This window comes from Candidatus Methylacidiphilales bacterium (assembly GCA_033875315.1).
GTDB lineage: Bacteria > Verrucomicrobiota > Verrucomicrobiia > Methylacidiphilales > CAZTYG01 > JANRJG01.
Genome location: JANRJG010000041.1, coordinates 77,304 through 96,525 on the forward strand (window position 1 = coordinate 77,304; position 19,222 = coordinate 96,525).

The 19,222-nt window shown below is 56.0% G+C and carries 17 protein-coding genes; 2 read left to right on the forward strand and 15 right to left on the reverse strand.

Features of this window, described 5'->3' with window-relative positions:
• Positions 1-180: 180 nt before the first annotated feature.
• The 4 genes from SFU85_13250 to SFU85_13265 form a co-directional block, all read right to left on the reverse strand.
• Complete coding sequence (locus SFU85_13250) at positions 181-930, reverse strand: PAS domain-containing protein (protein ID MDX6767743.1); 750 nt, start codon at positions 928-930, stop codon at positions 181-183.
• On the reverse strand, positions 927-2,108 hold the full coding sequence (locus SFU85_13255; protein ID MDX6767744.1) for a glycosyltransferase family 4 protein: 1,182 nt from the start codon (positions 2,106-2,108) through the stop codon (positions 927-929). Before SFU85_13255 ends, SFU85_13250 begins: the two co-directional genes overlap by 4 nt.
• Entirely contained in the window at positions 2,105-2,935 is an 831-nt protein-coding gene (locus SFU85_13260) for a hypothetical protein (protein MDX6767745.1), read from the reverse strand. The genes SFU85_13255 and SFU85_13260 overlap by 4 nt, the downstream gene beginning before the upstream one ends.
• A 260-nt stretch (positions 2,936-3,195) precedes the next feature.
• Positions 3,196-3,552: a four helix bundle protein gene (locus tag SFU85_13265; GenBank protein ID MDX6767746.1), complete on the reverse strand. Its 357-nt coding sequence runs from the start codon at positions 3,550-3,552 to the stop codon at positions 3,196-3,198.
• Positions 3,553-3,641: 89 nt separating this feature from the next.
• On the opposite strand from SFU85_13265, the gene SFU85_13270 reads away from it, so the two are divergent.
• Positions 3,642-4,655 carry a glycosyltransferase gene (locus SFU85_13270; GenBank protein MDX6767747.1) on the forward strand — a complete coding sequence of 338 codons (1,014 nt, stop codon included), beginning with the start codon at positions 3,642-3,644 and terminating at the stop codon, positions 4,653-4,655.
• Between the two features lie 21 nt (positions 4,656-4,676).
• Here SFU85_13270 and SFU85_13275 read toward each other — a convergent pair whose 3' ends face one another.
• The 9 genes from SFU85_13275 to SFU85_13315 form a co-directional block, all read right to left on the reverse strand.
• A complete protein-coding gene (locus SFU85_13275; protein ID MDX6767748.1) occupies positions 4,677-6,200 on the reverse strand; it encodes a hypothetical protein in 1,524 nt (507 codons plus the stop codon).
• Between the two features lie 25 nt (positions 6,201-6,225).
• Positions 6,226-7,437, reverse strand: a complete 1,212-nt coding sequence (locus SFU85_13280; protein ID MDX6767749.1) for a glycosyltransferase family 61 protein — start codon at positions 7,435-7,437, stop codon at positions 6,226-6,228.
• Positions 7,438-7,477: 40 nt separating this feature from the next.
• On the reverse strand, positions 7,478-8,833 hold the full coding sequence (locus SFU85_13285) for a hypothetical protein (GenBank protein ID MDX6767750.1): 1,356 nt from the start codon (positions 8,831-8,833) through the stop codon (positions 7,478-7,480).
• 12 nt (positions 8,834-8,845) lie between these two features.
• A complete protein-coding gene (locus SFU85_13290) occupies positions 8,846-9,991 on the reverse strand; it encodes a glycosyltransferase family 4 protein (GenBank protein ID MDX6767751.1) in 1,146 nt (381 codons plus the stop codon).
• Position 9,992: 1 nt separating this feature from the next.
• Positions 9,993-10,535, reverse strand: coding sequence for a class I SAM-dependent methyltransferase (locus tag SFU85_13295; GenBank protein MDX6767752.1), 543 nt, complete (start codon positions 10,533-10,535; stop codon positions 9,993-9,995).
• Between the two features lie 275 nt (positions 10,536-10,810).
• Positions 10,811-11,980, reverse strand: a complete 1,170-nt coding sequence (locus SFU85_13300) for a glycosyltransferase (GenBank protein ID MDX6767753.1) — start codon at positions 11,978-11,980, stop codon at positions 10,811-10,813.
• Entirely contained in the window at positions 11,977-13,167 is a 1,191-nt protein-coding gene (locus tag SFU85_13305) for a glycosyltransferase family 4 protein (GenBank protein MDX6767754.1), read from the reverse strand. Before SFU85_13305 ends, SFU85_13300 begins: the two co-directional genes overlap by 4 nt.
• 121 nt (positions 13,168-13,288) lie before the next feature.
• Positions 13,289-14,029, reverse strand: coding sequence for a class I SAM-dependent methyltransferase (locus tag SFU85_13310; protein ID MDX6767755.1), 741 nt, complete (start codon positions 14,027-14,029; stop codon positions 13,289-13,291).
• Positions 14,030-14,051: 22 nt separating this feature from the next.
• Positions 14,052-15,569, reverse strand: a complete 1,518-nt coding sequence (locus SFU85_13315; GenBank protein ID MDX6767756.1) for an oligosaccharide flippase family protein — start codon at positions 15,567-15,569, stop codon at positions 14,052-14,054.
• Positions 15,570-15,605: 36 nt separating this feature from the next.
• Between SFU85_13315 and lhgO the strand changes: the two genes are divergently transcribed.
• Entirely contained in the window at positions 15,606-16,802 is a 1,197-nt protein-coding gene (lhgO, locus tag SFU85_13320; protein ID MDX6767757.1) for an L-2-hydroxyglutarate oxidase, read from the forward strand.
• A gap of 152 nt (positions 16,803-16,954) precedes the next feature.
• Here the strand turns inward: lhgO and SFU85_13325 are convergent, their stop codons facing one another.
• Positions 16,955-18,223 (reverse strand): glycosyltransferase, encoded by a 1,269-nt coding sequence (locus SFU85_13325; protein MDX6767758.1) that lies wholly within the window; start codon positions 18,221-18,223, stop codon positions 16,955-16,957.
• Positions 18,220-19,209, reverse strand: coding sequence for a hypothetical protein (locus SFU85_13330; protein ID MDX6767759.1), 990 nt, complete (start codon positions 19,207-19,209; stop codon positions 18,220-18,222). Before SFU85_13330 ends, SFU85_13325 begins: the two co-directional genes overlap by 4 nt.
• Positions 19,210-19,222 lie beyond the last annotated feature (13 nt).

A 19,222-nucleotide genomic window follows, 5' to 3' on the forward strand; every position in this document is an offset into this window, starting at 1 on the left:
CTGGGGTGGAGCGGGCTGCGTGAGGTCGCGTTCTGCTTCCAACGCGGTCACACGACTCTCCGAGCACGCTGGGATCAAGCAACGCTACTTTACCCCGCCCAGTTCCCCTAATTTGCATTACGCGGAATTCTGGACCGCCATAGTCCGGACCCGGCTCCAGGTTTCCTTCATTTTCCTATTTCAGCTTTTCCCTGCCACGTCCTTGGAAAGGGAAAAGGTCGTGAACACACTCATCAGAAATTTGCGGGACTCCAGGGTCACGGCAACCTGTCTGGCTTTGGCCTGGATACCCATATGCCGGATCAGGATCGCCGTCTCGATCGTCTGGCCCGATGGCTTGTCCAAAAAATCCAGATACGCGGCGATCGTCTTGCCCTGTTCGTGGGGATTGGAAAACAGATAAAAATAGGAAAGACTGTTGAGGTCCCCATCTTTTGCTCGTATCAACTCTTTGGCCGAATCATTCATCATCACGATCATGCCGGCCGCATCGGAAAGGATCACCGGCAGGGGCATGGCCATCAGTAGATTGAAAATATCTTTCTTCTGTTGGATCAAAAAAAGCCGGTTGCGGGAAAGCAGGACCAACAACCCACAGGTGATGGCAAAGCCGGACAAGCGGACCGCGACCGTGGCCTTTTCTTCCATGGTGAAATCCGGGCCGTAGTGGGTCAGCAGCCCCCACAGCACCACCAAGACATAAACGAAAGCCCATGCCCGCACCACCCGGGGACGCGAATTCAAAGCCATCAGGCCCAAGAAAATCAGGCACAGCAATGGGGCCATGAGCACTTTCGGCATCAGCCAATCCAACGCGTAGGAGAGGAAGATTGCACCCGCGGGCAGGAGCATGGTAAGGACTGGACGATCCCACATCGGATGGGTCTGGCTGCCTCCTATTTTGTCGATGGCGGTGCTTTGGGAATTCATGGCAGGATATCCTTGTAAATGGAATCCATCTGGCGCAGCCAGCATGCTTCGTTGAATTTTTCTTCCAAGCCTTTCCGGCCCATGAAACCCATGGTAGCGGCCTCTTCAGGATTGGAAAGGATGTGATCCAAAACAGAAGCCCAGACTTCCGGGTCGCCCGCACGTGCCAGCCATCCCGTTTCCCCATGTTGGATCAGCTCGGGCAGGGCCCCGATGTGCGAGGCCAGCACCGCCCGGCCGCGGGCCCAGGATTCCAGCACGGTCATGCCAAATGGCTCCTCCCAAATCGAGGGAACCACGGAAAAAAGCGATTGCTGCCAGATTTCCTGAATATCCGCAGGCTTTTTGAAGCCCTCGAAGATGACCCCCCGTATGCGCTCCTCTCGCACTTTATTGACCAATCCGGTCAATTCAGGGCCTTCGCCGACAATGCGCAGGCGCACCTTGTCCGTTGCCAACCGCTTCCACGCGTCCAAAAGAACACCCACACCTTTTTCCTGTGACAGCCTCCCCACATAAACCACATCTCGGGCCTGCTCGAAAGAAAGGGCGGGCCCCTTGGGCTCGAAGAAATGATGCACGACCCGGATGCGGTCGGAGGGCACGCCCATGCGGATGTGGATGTCTTTCTGGGCCTGGCTGATGGCAATCCAGTATTTCACATGCGAAAAAAGGTCCATCTGGCGGATGCTCGTCAGCACCAACCCCATGATCCCGCTCTTGATATGGCTGTCGTGCCAACAGGCCGTACTCGCCGCCGCGAAAAAGTTTCCCCGGATACACCGCTGGCAGGCTTCCCCATGGTTCAGAAACATGCCGTTGACGCACGACATCCGGTAATTGTGCAAATAATGCACAATCGGAATCCCCCGCTTGAGCGCCTCTCGGTAGACGACAGGTGACATCGCGGGAAACACATTATGGATCTGCCAGACGTGGAACTTGCCCGCCTCTTGGTAGCGCCGCAACGTCTCCAAGACCTGCCGGTTGTAGAATACCGAGGCCAGCCCGTTCAAGACAGAAGACCTCTGATTGAGCAGTTCGGATGTGCTGTACAAAAGGTATTCCACATCGTGCAGTTTTTGCAGCGCATCGCCGATCCGATAAACACTCCCTTCCTCGCCACCGTATTGCAGGTAGCGGTTGAATACTTGGAGGATGCGAAGCCGTTTATTCACCTGCTCCCCTTCCAACGCCAGGAGACGTTTCGGCAGACGAAGGCACTCCGCTGGCCGGGTTTTAGCGGGGTGTAAAGCGCATAGTCGACATGGCGGCGCCGGTAGGCCCCGGCAAACCCCTTCTCCAGCCAGTGCGCGGCTTTGACGAAGGGACGCAGCAGCCCACCCCGCCAGCCCATTCCCGTCCGCCATTGGCGCGCCTCCGCCAGAGCTCCCGGAGTCTGGCCCAGGTTCCCTTCGCCCATGGCGAAAGTAGCCAATGGCTTGGGCAGGACGGCCACCCGGAAACCCGCATGCATTACCCCGTGGACAAAAACCGCATCCCCGATGGCCTTCCATTCCACGGGAAAGCGGTGACCGGCCTCGGCCACCTTCCTGCGGTAAAACATGGCGCAACTCCAAACCCCCAGATGGCACAGACGGATATGCAGTGCCCGCGGCGGCACCACGCGACGATAAGACAAAAGGGACCCATCCTCCCGGGTCAGCAGGGCATCCCCGAAGAGGACATCCGTGGCGGCATCACCCGAAAAAAAGTCGGCCACAACAGCCAGCGTGTCCGGCAGATACTGTTCATCACAATTCAAGTAAGCCAGGATTGCCCCCTCCGCCCGGGAGATCCCCTTGTTGATCGCATCGTACATACCGGTATCCGGCTCTTTGAAAATACGAAGCGCGTAACCGCATCGGGTGCGAAAGTGTAAAAGTTCAAAAGGTTGAAGGCCGGTGATGGCCTCTCCTCCATATTGGGAACGCAGGGTTTCGCCAAGTTCTTGGGCAAATTCCTCAATTCCCGGCGTGCCCCCGTCCTGGATCAAATGCTCCACGGCAAAGCCGTGGGTAGGAAAGGGGGAAGGTAATAAAGTGGGAACGTCCCCCGGTCCAAACTTGTTTACATTCCCACCTTCGCACTTTTTTACCTGCGTACCTTTCGACTTTTCACCTGCGCACTCCCCCCCCCCCTGATCCGCCACACTGGCAATACAAAGCCTCAACTTGTCCAATTGACCGAACGAGGGCGTGATGATGGAAAAGGTCATGGGAATCAGGAAAGTGCTAAGGTGGAAAAGTAGCAAGTCTTCTCGCTCTAATCACGCAAATGCTTGGTAAATGCGGCTATCCGCTTCGACAGTTTTTCAGAAAGCTCGCGCAATTCCACCGTTTTGCTTTCGGACAATACCCGTATGTCCTCTGCTGCGTAAGTCATGCTGCGCACCTCCCCACAGGACCCCTTGGCCATATCCAGAAAATGGGCAAAATCCCGAGAAGTGTGCCGCTCGAATCCTTCGGCGATGTTGTTCATGACGGAGAGGGCCGCCCTCCGCATCTGATCGCGAAAAGAAAAATCCCTGCAAGATTCCAATGCCACATACGCTTGGAAATGAAGTTGTCGCGCTTCCTGCCAAATTTCCAAGTCTTCAAAACGCTGGGCAAACCGCTTCATGCCTCGTAAAAACTACCTAAACCCATTCAGCCTTCAACCTTTCCGATCTTTATTCTTTCCTACTTTTACACCTTCTTACTTCGCTGCCTATGAAACTCCTCTTCGACCACCCCAGCCCGTTTCTTCTGGCCCATGGGGGATTTCAAACCCAGATCGAACAGACCAAGGCCGCCTTGGAAGGACTGGGCGTCGAAGTCGAATACCTCCGATGGTGGGACGACCGCCAGACCGGCAATATCATCCACTACTTCGGCCGCCCCTCCGGCGGTTACATCGACTTCGCCCATGGCAAAGGCATGAAAGTCGTCGTGGGAGAGCTCCACACCGGCCTCGCCTCACGGCCGGGCTGGCAGCGCTTGCTGCAGAAGCAAATCATGCGGACCGCCCAGTTCGCCCTCCCCCATGCTTTCACGGCCAAACTCGCTTGGGAAGCCTATCAAAAAGCAGACGCCTTCATCGCCCTCACCGACTGGGAAAAACATCTCATGGTCGCAATGTTCGATGCCGATCCCGCCAAGGTTCACGTCATCCCGAATGGCGTCGAGGAGGTCTTCTTCCTGCCACCATCCGTAGTCCGCCGTCCATCCTCCGACTATTTGGTAAGCACCGCCACCATCACCCCGCGCAAGCGCGTTCTGGAACTGGCCCAAGCCGCCGTCCTCGCCCAAGTTCCCGTTTGGATCATCGGAAAGCCCTACGCCGAGTCCGACCCTTATCACCAGCGCTTCCTCGAAACCGTTCGCGCCTCTGCGGGAATCGTGAAGTATGAAGGCGGCATTTCGGACCGTAAACGCTTGGCGGAAATTTACCAGAAGGCCAGGGGCTTTGTCCTGTTGAGCAGCATGGAATCCCTGAGCCTGTCCGCGTTGGAAGCATCGGCCAGCGGCTGTCCCCTCCTGCTGGCCGATCTGCCCTGGGCACGGAGCAGCTTCGGAAACGCGGCCACCTACGTCCCGGCAAAGACCACCCCAGAAGCCACCGCCAAACACCTGCTAACCTTCTACCACGCCGCCCCCGACCACCATCACACACCCATCGCCCATTCCTGGCCAGTCATCGCCCAAAAGTTCAAATCCCTGTACGAACAGCTTCTTGTCGGCTGACCCCCCAACCTCTGGCCTGGTTCAGGATTTTCCAATTTCTGGATTTTCCAATTTTTGCCTCTCGTGTTCCGGCAGATCGTCCAGCGCCACATAAAGCACTCCACCATAACAAGCAAGTTGCACAATAGTATTTTGCAGGGCCCCGAACGTGGTAAAGTATGTAATTACTTCAGCAATCACATAAGCGCAGGCCCAAATCTGCACCGGTTTAGCCTGTCTGGCCTTGAACATAAACACACCCGCCTTCAGGAGGAAGGCCAAGCAGAGCAGACAGAAAGCCACTGAACCCACAATCCCGGTCGTGTCATACACGCTGATCCATCCAATGTGGTAGTCCTTCCGCGTGATAAACTCGCGTGATTCGTCCGCAGCATTCAGTCCCACTTGTATACCCCGATTCATGAATTGACTGGGATCAAATTGAAATCCTGTTCCGATCCAGGGGCTCCTCATGGCAAACTCCTCAAGGTAAATTGTCTTCATGCTTTCGCGGAAAGCATTGGAGGCCAGCGCGCTCTTCATGGCGGAATCATCCCACTCTCCAGGAAGAAAGCTGAGGCTTCGCTGGACCATGACGGGCAGGTTGAAGACTCTATTTTGCCCCATTGTTAAAAAAACCATGCCAACAAGACCGATCAATAAGAACGGCAACACCTTCCAACGCAAAGTCATAAAGGCGGCGACAGAATTGACCACAACGTACACAAACAACGCACCGCGAAATCCACTTGCGAGCGTTCCATAAAGACAGAGCACGGATAACAACAGCACCCACAGTCGTCCGGGATGCCACCATGAGGTGATTTTGTAGCGGGTGATCAGCAGCACTTGTAGTGCTGTGGTAAAAGTGGCCAATTCACCCTGTCGCTTCGCCGCTTCGTCCCCCGAAAAACCTGAGACCATCTGCTCGTAGGCCGAAGCGTCGTACATGCCAAACAACTGATAAATCACTCCGGAAGTGGAAGGAAAAAAAGTGGTGATGTAGAGCGGCACAATGGCAACCAGCGTGCTCAGACAGTAAATCAACGGCAGCCTCTCGAGAGACATCATGTCCCCCTTGCGCAGGGTGAGGATCAGGCTAAAGGCCAAGAGTGCGAAGATAAAATTAAGGTTACGTCGCGCACCAAAAGTCTCTCCCCCCAGCAAATTCATTCCAATACCGCCCATGTACCAATGATAGAGAATGATGGAAAAAAGAATCGCGAAGGGAAGCCATATCCAGACCGGACCCACCCGCAGCATGCGCTTTTGGAATGAAAGGTAGGAGGTTAGATAAAAAGCCGTACCAGCCAATATAACAAACTCAAAAACGGTGAACCGCCCGGGAAGGAAGTTGAATTTCCATTTGATCACAATGGCTATGGGTATAAACACCCATGTGTTGTCTTTGACCAAACCGAATATTGCCAACACAACGCTCAACCCAACAAACAGAAGGATGCCCTTGTAATCTCCATCTCCCACATTGATGCCGAAATAAAAAGCCAAGAGAATCCCCGCCAACAGAACGGCACCAATCACCAGTTTTTGCACGTAGTACTGCATGTTGTTTTATGGCGGTGATAAAATTCTAGTTCCCGACCGATCTGTTGGCCATTCCCAAATGCGCCACCCCTTTTTCCACAGGCGAAACGCTTTCCACCCAGGCCTGCAAACTCCCACTGGGCACTTCAAACGAACAATCCGGCCTAGACGGATGAATGTGAAAATCGTGTCTTCCTCCCACACAGCGCATGATGCCCTCATAACAGCCATTGAGAAAGCCCTCCGCACACAATTCCAATACCGCGCAACCGGGCCCCGTCCAAACCAAGTTGGTGAAGGCCGCCCCGTGTTCGCCCACCACAGCCCGCGCCCGGGCAAACCAACCCATCTGCTCGGCAAACGACAAGGTCTCCATATCGACAACCCCCCATCCCTGCGCAGCGAGAGCCGTCCAAAGACTCTCCTGATTGCGGATACCACGTGTTTTACCCCTGCGCCGGATGCAAAAAAAAGGCGGCGATTCCCCGGGTGCGGCAAAGGGAAGAAACCGCCGCCGCAACCACCCGACCGCATAGGGATTGGTGCATCCGGTCATACCCACGGGAGAGGAAAAGAAATACTCCTCGACCAGAAGATGGTCTTCCACTGTCTCGCGGACCCTTTCCAAGAGACCCAGCATCTCCAAGCTCTCTTTCTGGTAGGAGCGCAGGGGACCACGCATCAGGATGCCCACATCAGAAGGCCATTCCTCCAGAGGTGCCAGGCGGGGCAGCGCGTCTGTGATCCAGTGATAGTATCCTTCGGACCAACTGTGGATCACACTGGTCCAACGTCCGGGGAGACGGACCGGTTTCCCCAGCCGGCTGTAGAGGTAGGAAGGGTCACGCCGACAGAATTCCTCGCCGTAGACAGATTCGATCATCAGTTTTTTATCCGGCCCCATGACTGCCAACGAAGGGCCGACCAAACGTGCAGATGGAAGGCGGGACCAGAACACCGGCCAGGGCTGGCGCCCGTTCTGATCCATCCTTGCGCGTTCGATCAAAGAGACAGCCGGAAGCACTGGCAGGGACTGTCCCTCCAGAAGGACTCCACCTTCGGTCCGGCCTTCACGGATGTCAGCCAAACCCGAGTAAAATCCCCGTGCCGCACCCCAACAGGGACCGCAGCCGAAGCGGCGGAAGCTCTCAACCCACACCGTGGACAGGATTCGTCGCACGGCACGCAAAAGCAAATACAGGCCGCCCCATCGCCGCAACCGGTTCAACCAACGGGTTTGAGGGTTGATTTCTGCCATGGATTTAAATGGAGGACGCCCGGCCCAATCTCAACTCGATTCAAGTTGCACCCACCCTGGTCTCCGATGCAGGCAGGCTCCGAATCGATAAAGCCTGTCCGAAACAAGCGAATGTCAACGGCATGGCATACAACCAGAACATCCAGTTGTTGAGATGGAAATGATGTTGGTGCCCTTTGGCGAGGAACAACCAACTGAAGGAAAGTCCCCATGAAATCAACGCGGTCCAAAGAGCAGCATGCACTTTTTGATCCTGATACTTCCCGGAAAGATAGACCCCGGCAGTGTACAGACCCAACATAGCCAGGATCCCTTGGTAGGTGGCCTTAAAGAAGTAAAAATCCCCCCGACCAAAGGGAATCTTGATCCCCACATCCACCGCATCCACCACCAGATATTTCATGATCAGCATCGTATAGAGTTTGACGCCGTGCATCTCTTGAAACATGGGGTGGGCAGGCATAATCGTATTGGAGCTGATGCGTTCCATCACGGCAGAGAAGCCCCCACCATCGGGAAGCACCACCTTCGTCACAAAGACCAGATGGATGGCGAAGGCCACAAAGAACCCGGTGCAGGCCAGGGCGCAGACAAGAGCGCAACTGGGCACGATTTTTTTCCAGAAGGGCAACCCCTCCCTCATTCCCAGGTAAAGGAAAGGCACCGCACAACCCAGAACCAGATTGCTCAAGTATTCATAGCCGCACAAACATTTGACCAAAACAAATAATGGCACGGCCAGCCAAACCCACCGACTACGCAATACGGATGCGAATGAGTCGGCGGATTGTTCATTCCGCAGCCACCTTGAAGCCCCGAAGCATGCGGCGAGTACAGGAAGATAAAACGTAAAAGGCACCCAGTAAAGATTACGCCCCATGCTGGCGGGCAGGGGAGCAAAGAAAATACCCAAGGCCATCAGCACAGCCGCAGCGGTATTGAATTCCAAACCGATCCATCTGACCCAGAGCGCCAAGGTCAGGCAGGTCAATGCGGCGACTATGATCTCATGATAGCGCACCCAAGCTACCGCCGGACCTATGCCAGCCTCCGTGATCCATGCCGTCACGAATCCCTGCAATCCGAACTGCGAGGTATACGGCTTGGTTAACTCATGATCGAGGATGCCCCTGTGTTGGAAAAACGGGACGTTCTGCCTCAAATTGCCTCCCTGCAAGGGAGAAAGACCGCGCTCCGTGTCAATCATGCGGACTTCAACCAAGGATTGGGAATCCTTCTGGAACCCATACCAATAACCCTGCTCGCTGATACGGAAGATATTCCAGCCAGCAGAAGCAAAAAACAATATCCCGAAAACCACGGAAACACTAGTGGCAGAACAATGCCACCGGCGACAGGACCGAACCAAATGAGGTATGTATTTCATGAAAATCATTGGGTCGTTTTATTAAGCGAACGACGGACCTGATTGCAACACTTCACGGTAGATACTGACGTGTCGATCCGCCACCCCCCGAGGATGATAGCGCAGACGGGCCTGGGCACAGGCCCTTGCCGCCATCGCATGTGAGTGCTCCGCGAACAAGGCCATGACGCCGCGAGCCATGGATGCCGCATCAAGCGGGTCGAAAAGGATGCCCGTTAGGTCGTTCTCAATCAAATCCGGCACCCCTCCCACGGACGCCGCCGCCACCGGGACTCCGGCTGCCATCGCCTCCAGAACCACCATCGGGCAATTGTCTTCCAACGATGGCAGCACCACGCCTGAGGCCCGCGAAAACCATTCCTTCAGCACCACACGATTGGCAAAGCCCTCATAACGACACCAGGGGCGCGTCTCGATGAGATTCAGGAACTCCCGTCCGTAGGGGTCTTGTCTTCCCACCCCGCCCAAGAAAACCAAATCGAAGTCCGGCTCGGCTCCATCCAAAGCGCGAATGAGCGCATTCTGGTTTTTGCGTGGGCAAATGTTCCCCACACAAAGGATCAAGGGCCGCTCCCCCGCATCTGCACCGGGCTCGATCTCGAAAAAAGAGGGATCAACAGCATTGGGCACAATCCAGGTTTTCCGGGCCAGACCAGCCACGGCCTGTTGCGTGTAGGAAGTGATACAGACCACCCCGTCCGCGCGCGGAAGCGTCCAACCTTCCAGACGGGCGGCCAGCCACTCGAAGCTCAGGGGACGGGCCCGGTTCAAGGCAGCCACCAGGCGCATGTTTCCATGCAAGGTCAGTACATTGGGGAAACCGGAGAGTACCGCACTGATGGCACAATCGCGTTCGGTGCCCTGGCCGTGGACAATGTCCGGCTGTATTTCCCTCAGCTTCCTTCGTACCGCCCGAATGCAGCCTTGGTAGCCGGTTTTCAGCCAACCGATCGAGGAAACCGCCAACCCATGGTAATGGATGTTATCCGCCAGCTTGGGCGGAGACACCATAGGACGATGAAGACAAGAAAGGACGTGAACTTCAACAGCTTCCATGCCCTTGAAACCCTCCAACAAGGCCTCTGGGGCAGTCCCAAAATAAGGGTCATTCCGGTCATACTGACCAAAGTGATCCCGGCTGTCGGTGGTCAGTATGGCGATGCGCATGTCAGGCGATTTTCTGGAAAACCCGGTTGTGGCCGACTTGCAGGATTTCCTGGAAGCGAGTCCGATCCACTTCGGCCGCCAGACGCGAGGGCCCCGGATGACCGCCCGTGGCAAAGGCGGGGGGACGGTAGCTCGTCGTCAGCCCGGAATCATCCAGAACCACGATCCCTCCTTTCCTCAAGCTCACCGAACAATGCTCCCAATCCTGCAGGGCCACCTCGTAATCATGGTTGCCATCGATGTAAATGGCATCCCATTCCTGGGATCGAAGACGGGCGATGGCCGCCGGATCGGTGGAGAAGGCTTGGACCAATTCCGGCTTGGACAAACCAAAATGACTGAAGTTCTTCAAGGTATCTTCAAGGTAATGGATATCGGTTCGATAACGACTGACGGCGTCCCCAGCAGGGACGAAGGGGGAAATCCCGGTGACACTTCCTGATATGTCGTGTTGCTGCTGCAACATGGCAGCCAGCGAAAGGATCTGTCCCCGATAAACTCCGATTTCAAGGAAGCGCGCCGGGCGGAATTCCCGGAACAACATCCACCACAGAACATGGAAGGCATCCTCCCCAAAGCCCCTGCCCTCTTGTTGAAAATAATTCCGGTGGCTTACCAAACGTCGATCCAATTTCCGGTGAAAAAAGCGGAAACAATCCAAATAAAAGTCTGTAGAGGAATGAAGACTGTTTGCCCAACCCGCCAATAATGCTTCTGGATCGGGGGCAGGCGCCGCATTGAGGGCGCGCACTTTGTCCCGTCCTGCGAGAAACTGCTTCAAACGGCCGCCAAGGACCGACCGGATTTTTTTAATCATGTTCATTTCAATGGATTGATGGTGAATCCGAGCGAAACAAAAACCGAGGCGAAGCGGTGCGCCCAGGTGTGTTGGTCCTTGGCCCGCAAATAGCCCGCTTCCGCAATTTTCCTGCAGAGTTCAGGACGTCTCCGATAATACGCGAAGATTTCACAAAAGTCATGCACATCGCGGTAACACAGGATTTCCTTTCCCACCTCGAAACAATCGGCAAGCTCCCAATCAAACGTCGTGAGGTAACATCCCCCGGAGCCCGGGCACTCAAAATCCCGGTTTTTAAGATTGGTGAACTGGCTGCCCGGCAGATTGTAACCGATCCCCAAATTGATCAGCGAACGCCGATAGACCGACGGCCCCTCGTCCGTGAATTCAGCACCCTCCCAACCTCCGCCGAAAAGTTTGACTTCAATCCCCATATCTTGAAGCGCACCAACAAACTTCCGACGTTCGTGCTTGCAACTGCCGACAAAACTCAGCTCATAGTCAAACGAGCCCTGCGGCTGGAAACGATGAACCTCCGGATTGAAATGAAACCCAGTCGGAAGATAGAGGCACGGATGACCGTCGTCGTTGTAAATGTCAACCAAGGACCTGCTATTGCTTAGATTGCAATCAAAGTGTCGGGCCCAGTTCCGGTAATTCTGCGGGGACGTGCGAAAGGCCGTAAATTCAGAATAACTGGTTTTATCATCTAAATTCAAACCCAGAAGCAGCCCGTCCGTTTTTCTGCGCACCTCTTGCAATAAGTCCAAATTGAGTAGTGCGGCATTGAGATATACCACCGAAACATCGTAGCTCCTCTCTCCGGAGGACTTCCACGAATTTCGTAATGCTTCGAAATCCAACCGATCGTCGGCATTTACCTGGCCTTGAAGGATAAATGGACTGACATCCATGAAGTCGACCTCAGCCAATTTGCGCAGTTCCGGCAGCAGCTCTCTCTTCTCCCACATGTTTGCACAAAGAAATAGAATTCGTTTCAGACTGCGCACACTGGAAACACGCGCCTGGCAGGGGACGGGTTTGGCGCGCGATGATGCCGCCAGAACAAAGCAAGAGTATTCTGCAGCCAGACGACGGGTCTGTCTCCACAACCAAACGTCCATGACTTTACCCTTGAGAATAAAGTGGGCCGCCGTGCGACGGATGAAATAAAGAACGCGCTTGATCATATTTTGGCGGGGACCCGGGACTGTAGAGAAAGCAACAACTTTTCCTGGGCATCCAACACCCGGCCCCAGTTGTATTGTGCCTCGGCTGCCCGACGGCCCTGCCGTCCCAATTCCGCTGCCCAATCAGGTTTATCCAGCATCTGCCTCATCATCTCGGTCATTTCCGTCTCCCCTGAAACCACCACCCCGCCCGGAAGATTGCGGACACACCCGGTGTCCGTGCTGATCCACGGCTTTCCTGCCGCCATACTTTCAATCAGGACAATAGGCTGGGTTTCCTCACGCGCTGAAAGCAGGGTCATGTCGCATTCCAGATAAGCCTCCAAAACATCCTCTCGCGACAGCCTTTCCATCATAAACACACGTCTCCGCTCATTTCCCGGAAAGAGATCTCCCACTAACTTCAGCAAATACGATGAATACTCGTTGAATTCGCTTCCAACCAACACCAAGGAGGCTTCCGTCTGTTCCAGGCGATGGAAAGCACGGATAGCCACCTCTTGATTTTTGCGGGTGCTGAAATTCGCCACACATAAAAGCATCGGGCCCAAGCCTATCCCAAAGCGCTCTCGAAAGGAGGTTTTTTTTAGATCGAATGCCCTCAGGTCAGTGCCATTCGGAATCACCTCAACGCGTGGATGACAAAAAAGCCGGGCCAACGTGTGGTCAAAGAATCGATTCCAATCCCTCTGTTGACTGAGAAATACCAGGGCGTCGAAACGCCATAAAATCAGCGGCAGGAACCAAACGAGGGGCTGAAATCTCAACCAGTAACCCAGCCCCCAAGGAAAAGTCCCAACGGGTTTCCAGCATTGCAATGAAAAGCCATGACTTATCTGGATCTTGACCGCCCGCATGCGGGGAAAAACGGACAGCGCCAGACAAGTCGGCCAAGTGTCCGCACCACAGTGGCAAACGAGATAATCAGGATTCTCTTCCTCCAGAAGCCGTTTGTATTCTTCGACCTGTCCAGAGACTCCACCCTTGAGAAGGGGATGCCCTCCGACATGAAACTGCATGATCCGAAGATTGGGCATTGGTGAAAAATCAAGCCGACTTGGATCGTAGGAAGTGGCCACAACAACATCCCAACCCCGTTCTGCCAGGCCTTCCGCCATAGCACGCGCAGCTTCCGAAACCCCATCTTTGCTGGGCGGAAAAGTGAATGTGGTGATGAGAATTTTCATGAGCCCAACCTTATCAAACCACCCTTCCACTTGCACACATGGAAGCAACAGCACCTTGTCGAAGCGACGACGTATGCAGCCCCTCTTTGCGCGCCACAACCATCAGAACGGCAATAGCAAGTTAGTTTCGAAGGGCATAGGCCAAGGCCGTGCCCTGCACTCTTTGTGGCATCCACCCACATTCCTTGACAAACTTGACCACCTCGGGATGACTGGGGACGCAGTCATGCCAGACGAGGATTCCACCCGGGCGAAGCATCTCCCAACCCTTTTTAGAATCGTTTTTGACATACTCGTAGCTGTGCGCCCCATCAACAAAGACCAGATCCATCGAACCCGCATATGGAGCCACCTCAAAAGAGGCCGAATCGCTTTTCAGAAAAGTCACTTTATGCCGCAGGTCCGCCGGGACCAGGACACCCTTGCCACCCTCGGCGGCGATCATCCTTTCTTCCTCCTTGGTGATGGCCAGGGAGTAGCAGGGATGATCCTCCGGAAGATCCAAGGTAATGATCTGACCATCTTCGGGTAAATTCAGGGCAAACTGGGTGGTGGACACTCCTTTGTACGTTCCGAATTCAAATATGCGCTTGGCCCGGACTGAACGACACAAAGCCGCCAGCGCGGCAGCTTCAGCCAGTGAGACGGAGGCTCCCACGCCGGGGAAGGTCTGGACCACGGTTCGACCGGGTGCGCCGGGAAGTTCCTGCATGTCCACAACCGGGATCGTGCGCGTGTCCGCAGCCGCATCAACAATCTGACCCGCTGCATGACGGGCAATACCCAGTACATGTCCGATGTCCGCCGGTTGTCGCAGGCCGATGATGAAGAGATCCCGAAGGAAGGTCGTCAGTTTTTTCATAGGAAGATGTCAAACTTATCGTTCACTTGACGGGCGGGAACGGGAACCAGCGCCGCATTCGGCCGAGCAGGTCACCCCTTAGATTGTAGGGAAACAGATAAAACCAGGCAAGCAGGCAGGAAAGCATCGCTGTCAGAGGCAGCAGGAAGATCGTGCTCAGGGGTGAAATACCCGCCCTCAGGCCCAACCATCCGGCCACAGATCCCAGAGCCAGAATTCCCAGAGCCACGACAAACGGCCGCCTGAGTGTCCGCAGACTTCCCAGGTACGGCACCGCCGCACGCATCGCATTCCATGCCGTGGTGGACAAATGGGCCAGAAGCATGGCCACCAGAATCCCCCACAGTCCAAAGCCGCGGCCCGCCAGAATTGCCAAGAGCACAAAAACGGAACCTTCCAGCAGGTAGAGGTAACGCACCGGCTGCAATTGGCCCACGATGCCAAAAACCCCGACGAAACAGCGGCTGACGCCAATCACGAGGATGAGTGCGGCCAGGAAGACATCACCTCCCCATGTCCAGGAAACCGCCCCCGAAGTCCAAAGCGAGATCAAGGACCGGTTGCCCATGGCCAGACACGAGCCCCCGACCGCAGACAGTGCCAGTGTCAGCAGGATCACTTGTTCCAGACGTTCCCGGAAGCGGCTGGTTTCCCCACGCACGAACATCTCCGTCAGCGTGGGGGCGGCGCCTTCCAATACCTTGGCGACAAACTGCTGGCCCAGGGTATAAAACTTCGTGGCCACGGCGAAAGTCCCCGCCGCTTCCAGACCGATAAAGCGGCCGATGATCAGGATCTGGCTGGCATTGACCAGCTGCGAGCCCAAAGTCATCAGGACCACGTCTTTACCAAATCCAAAAACTTTCCGGAACACGGCCCACTGAGGACGCCCCCAGCGTCCAGGGCGGGCGTAGTAACCATTCCTCCAGCAAATGACAAGGGCGATGGCCGTTCCGGCGACAGTGCCCGGCACTCCGGCCGCCGCCAGACTGTAAATACCCCAGCCCCGGCCGAAGGCCCACCAGATCCATCCCAACGAGAGCAGGAGGGAAAGCGCGGCGCAGCCATTGACGACATCCAGCCGCTGGAAAGCCCAAAGCGGGGAACCGATGGAACGCAGCATCACCGATACACCCGCCACGATTGAGAGCAAGGACAAGACCAGGGTGAAATCGAGACGCAACTCGGCCGGCACAGCAAAGAGGAACGGTGCAGCCCAAGACAGCCCCACTCCCACGAGGGCAATCACCATCCCCTGAATCAAAAAAACCAAGGAACCGGTGAGGAGCATGCTCCCATAGCGGTCTCCCTCGGCCTCGTCCTTGTGATCGGCAAGAAACCGGCTGAGGGCGGAAGACATCCCGAAATCCAAAAGCATCAAATATCCTGAAATTTGCTGGGCCAGGGCCCACAGGCCGAATTCTTCCTTGCCCAGATAGTGCAGCGCAAGGGGGATGCTGGCCATGGTGTAGCCGATATTGACCGCCATGGCCAGATAGCCCGTGGCCATGGAAGCGGCAAATTTCTTGACCCGGCCCATAAGGAGATGAGCATAGCGTTCTTACATGAATACAACATGAAAAAGTCTTTTGAAATGGCGGTGATCGGCGGGGGAATCGTGGGTTTGGGCACCGCTCTGGCCCTGTTGAAGAAGCGACCTTCTTGCCGCCTGGTCCTCTTTGAAAAAGAAAAATCCTGCGGCACCCACCAAAGTACGCACAACAGCGGCGTCCTCCACGCCGGATTGTATTACAAACCCGGATCCCTCAAGGCCCGGCTGGCCGTGGAGGGCATACGTAGAATGACCGCATTCTGCGCTGAGCATGCCGTCCCCCACGAGATTTGTGGCAAAGTGGTGGTGGCGACGAATCCGGAGGAAATCATCCGACTCAACGCCCTCTATGACCGCGGGCAACAAAATGGTTTGTCCGGACTCCGGTTGCTCTCCCAACCCGAGTTATTGCAACGCGAACCCCACGCAGCCGGCCAGGCCGCCCTCCTGGTTCCAGAGGAAGGCATTGTGGACTATGAATCCGTTTGCGCCGCCCTGGTCGCGGAGATCCGGCAACTCGGCGGTGAAATCGCGACTTCGTCACGGGTGCTAAAGGCCACGGAACATCACTCGGAATGGATATTGCAAACCACCTCCGGGGACTACGCTGCCTCGTTTCTCATCAATTGCGCAGGCCTGCATTCGGATCGCGTGGCCACCCTCTCCGGAGAAAAACCGGATTCCCGGATCATTCCCTTCAGGGGCGAGTACTACAAACTTAAACCTTCGGCTTTCCACTTGGTCAACCACCTCATCTATCCGGTTCCCGACCCCACATTCCCTTTTTTGGGGGTTCACTTCACCCGGCTCATCCACGGAGGCATCGAAGCCGGACCCAATGCAGTCCTGGCCCTGGCCCGCGAAGGCTACCGCAAGACCGACATCCATCTCCGAGATCTGGCCGGGTCCCTGGCCTATAAGGGTCTTTGGAAGTTTTTATTCCGGCACCCATCCATGTGCTGGCAGGAATGGGCCCAATCGCTCAGCCCCACTCTTTTTGTCAGGGCTCTGCAAAAACTGGTTCCGAGTATCCAGCTTTCCGACATCGAACCGGGCGGCGCGGGCGTTCGGGCCCAAGCCATGGGCGGAGACGGAACCCTGGTGCAGGATTTTGCCCTCATCGCACGTCCCCGAGCCCTCCACGTCCTGAACGCCCCCAGCCCGGCAGCCACCGCATCTTTGTCCATCGGAGAGGAAATCGCCCGCCGAGTTCTCGACTGATTTCTCCTGCTGGCCAGTTTCTTGTTTCCGCGTGATGGCGTGCCCGCCAAACGCGGCCTTCAGCCCTTCCCGGTTTACGCGTCACGGCACGGGCAAACTTTGGCTTTCCGCTTTCCGCTTTCCGCTTTTCGACTTTTCGACTTTTCGAAATTTCAGCTTTTCGCTATTTTAGAATCTTTCAACCCCAGCGCCATTTCGTAGCAGAGCCGGGTCTGTTCGCGATAGGTGGCTTCGTTGTAATTCTCGGCAATCCGTTTGCTCGCCTGGTTTCCCAATTGCATGAGCCGGACCCGATCCTGATCGAGATCCAGGATCGCCTCCGCGATCGCCGACGCCATGGTCTCGGGCCGGGTCACGGGAATCTTGATGCCACAATCCTCCGTGACGATCTCCGAAGGCCCGCACCAATCCGCCACCACCGGGGCACAACCGGCCAGCATCGCTTCCATCATGGTTTGCCCCGCCCCTTCCCTCAGGCTGGGCAGAAGGTAAATGTCGGAGGATTGAAGGGTTTTGAAAAAATCCTCGCGGGACAGGGTGTTCCCGATCGACACCTCGCGCTCCAAACCCAATCGTGCGGCCAAGGCCACCAGATGCTCCAGTTCCGGACCGCGGCTGGTGATGGTATAAGAAAAACGCAGCCCCCGGGCTTTCAACTGGGCCAGGGCGTGGAGGGCAATGGCCACGCCTTTGCGCCCTTCGAGGTTGCCGCTGCCAAAAATTCGCAGCGGACCCAGGGGGGGAGATGATGTTCCCGGACGACGCAATTGCGCGATATGCGCATCAGCAAAGAAAACATTGCAGAAGACAAACACGCCCTCCGCCCTTCCTCGCAGGGGGACCAAAGCCTCCAAGGCCTGTCCATGGGTCACCGGCACCACCGCGGCATGGCGGGCAGTGGCCCTCACCCCTGGGTTGAACCGGCTCCACACTCCGGACAGACGACGGAACTGCTCGAACAAGTACGCCGATGGACTGAGGATCCCATAGCAACTCGAAGGAAAAACTTCAGTTCCGCTGATCGGCCCCCAGACCAGTGGAACGGGCAACCGCCACAGGTCACATCCCACCCTCCAGGTGGTGTACGTGACGAGGTGGGAAAGATCGAAACCCACCTCCGCGTGCCATCGGCTGGCCTCGGGAAGGATTGCGGCGTTGAAATCCATGTAACCCTTCCAGCTTTGGAGCCGTGCCACCATCCGGTTCTCCGAACACTTGGCCTGTCGGCCGAGAAATCGGAAATGAAGGTTCGTCGGGATCAAGCCCTCACTGCGGGCCCGCTCCAGGGGTGCGGCGTTGTCGCCAGAAGTGATGACATAGATTTCATGATCTTCCGCCAAGGCCCGGCAGGCACGCCAACCATAGGCCCCTTCGGAGCCCGCGTAGGGATTGCAGGCGATGGCCGAAACGAGGACTTTCATGACAATTGCAAATGAATGAGCCGGGTCCCGTCATCCTCAAAGGCCGCGCCAGCCACCACCAAGGGTTCGAGTGCCTTCGTCACGGCGGCATGACTCTCTGGCGGAGCCAGCACCAGCAGAAATCCGCCGCCACCCGCCCCCAGGAGTTTTCCGCCGTAAGCTCCGGCCTTTCTGGCCCGGTCATAGGCTTCATTGACAGAGGAATTGCTGATCTTGGAAGAAAGCCGCTGTTTGGACTCCCAAGCCTCATGCAGCAGCCGTCCAAAATCACGGACATGGAAAGCATTCCCGCATAGCATTTCGGAGGCTGCCGCCACTTGTTCCCGCATCGCCGCAAGGGTGGCCAAATTGACTTGGGTACGTTTCTTTTGTTCATCCAGCACATCCTCCGAAAAACGGGTGATGCCGGTGAAGAAGAGAAGCATGTGGCGTTGCAATTCCGCCTTGCGCTCCAAGGAGAGCGGAAGCGGATCGGCGCGGAAGACCGGTGAACGCGCAAAGGTGATCCGGCGGAAGCCCCCCAGTGCCGCGGCCACCTGATCCTGGCTGCCCACTTTTTCCCCGATGACCTTTTGCTCCAAATGGATGGCGTCCAAGGCCAGTTGTTCCTGACTGACCAGCTTTCCCTTGAAGGCATAGAGTGCGTGAAGCAAGCCAACGGTGAAGGACGAGGAGGACCCCAGTCCACTGCGGGCCGGAAGATCGGTCGTGACTGAAATCTCAATGCCGGAATCGATACCGAGCCACTCAAGGGCGTTGCGCACACAGGGATGGGCGATCTCGGAAACGGTGCGGACCAATTCGGTTTTGGAATAAGCCACGCGGATTCGATGCTCAAACAAAGGATTCAGGCGCGAAACCGTGACATACACGTACTGATTGATGCTGGTGCTCAACACCTCCCCACCGTGTTCCTCATAGTATTCCGGATAGTCGGTGCCACCCCCAAAAAAACTGACACGTAGGGGGGTTTTGGAGATCACCATGAGATGATCTTTA

What these genes read in the sequence shown, in the direction of transcription:
- SFU85_13250 (MDX6767743.1), bottom strand. Translation starts at nt 930, where the DNA reads ATGAATTCCCAAAGCACCGCCATCGACAAAATAGGAGGCAGCCAGACC.
- SFU85_13265 (MDX6767746.1), bottom strand. Translation starts at nt 3,552, where the DNA reads ATGAAGCGGTTTGCCCAGCGTTTTGAAGACTTGGAAATTTGGCAGGAA.
- SFU85_13270 (MDX6767747.1), top strand. Translation starts at nt 3,642, where the DNA reads ATGAAACTCCTCTTCGACCACCCCAGCCCGTTTCTTCTGGCCCATGGG.
- SFU85_13275 (MDX6767748.1), bottom strand. Translation starts at nt 6,200, where the DNA reads ATGCAGTACTACGTGCAAAAACTGGTGATTGGTGCCGTTCTGTTGGCG.
- SFU85_13280 (MDX6767749.1), bottom strand. Translation starts at nt 7,437, where the DNA reads ATGGCAGAAATCAACCCTCAAACCCGTTGGTTGAACCGGTTGCGGCGA.
- SFU85_13285 (MDX6767750.1), bottom strand. Translation starts at nt 8,833, where the DNA reads ATGATTTTCATGAAATACATACCTCATTTGGTTCGGTCCTGTCGCCGG.
- SFU85_13290 (MDX6767751.1), bottom strand. Translation starts at nt 9,991, where the DNA reads ATGCGCATCGCCATACTGACCACCGACAGCCGGGATCACTTTGGTCAG.
- SFU85_13295 (MDX6767752.1), bottom strand. Translation starts at nt 10,535, where the DNA reads ATGTTGTTCCGGGAATTCCGCCCGGCGCGCTTCCTTGAAATCGGAGTT.
- SFU85_13300 (MDX6767753.1), bottom strand. Translation starts at nt 11,980, where the DNA reads ATGATCAAGCGCGTTCTTTATTTCATCCGTCGCACGGCGGCCCACTTT.
- SFU85_13305 (MDX6767754.1), bottom strand. Translation starts at nt 13,167, where the DNA reads ATGAAAATTCTCATCACCACATTCACTTTTCCGCCCAGCAAAGATGGG.
- SFU85_13310 (MDX6767755.1), bottom strand. Translation starts at nt 14,029, where the DNA reads ATGAAAAAACTGACGACCTTCCTTCGGGATCTCTTCATCATCGGCCTG.
- SFU85_13315 (MDX6767756.1), bottom strand. Translation starts at nt 15,569, where the DNA reads ATGGGCCGGGTCAAGAAATTTGCCGCTTCCATGGCCACGGGCTATCTG.
- lhgO (MDX6767757.1), top strand. Translation starts at nt 15,606, where the DNA reads ATGAAAAAGTCTTTTGAAATGGCGGTGATCGGCGGGGGAATCGTGGGT.
- SFU85_13325 (MDX6767758.1), bottom strand. Translation starts at nt 18,223, where the DNA reads ATGAAAGTCCTCGTTTCGGCCATCGCCTGCAATCCCTACGCGGGCTCC.
- SFU85_13330 (MDX6767759.1), bottom strand. Translation starts at nt 19,209, where the DNA reads ATGGTGATCTCCAAAACCCCCCTACGTGTCAGTTTTTTTGGGGGTGGC.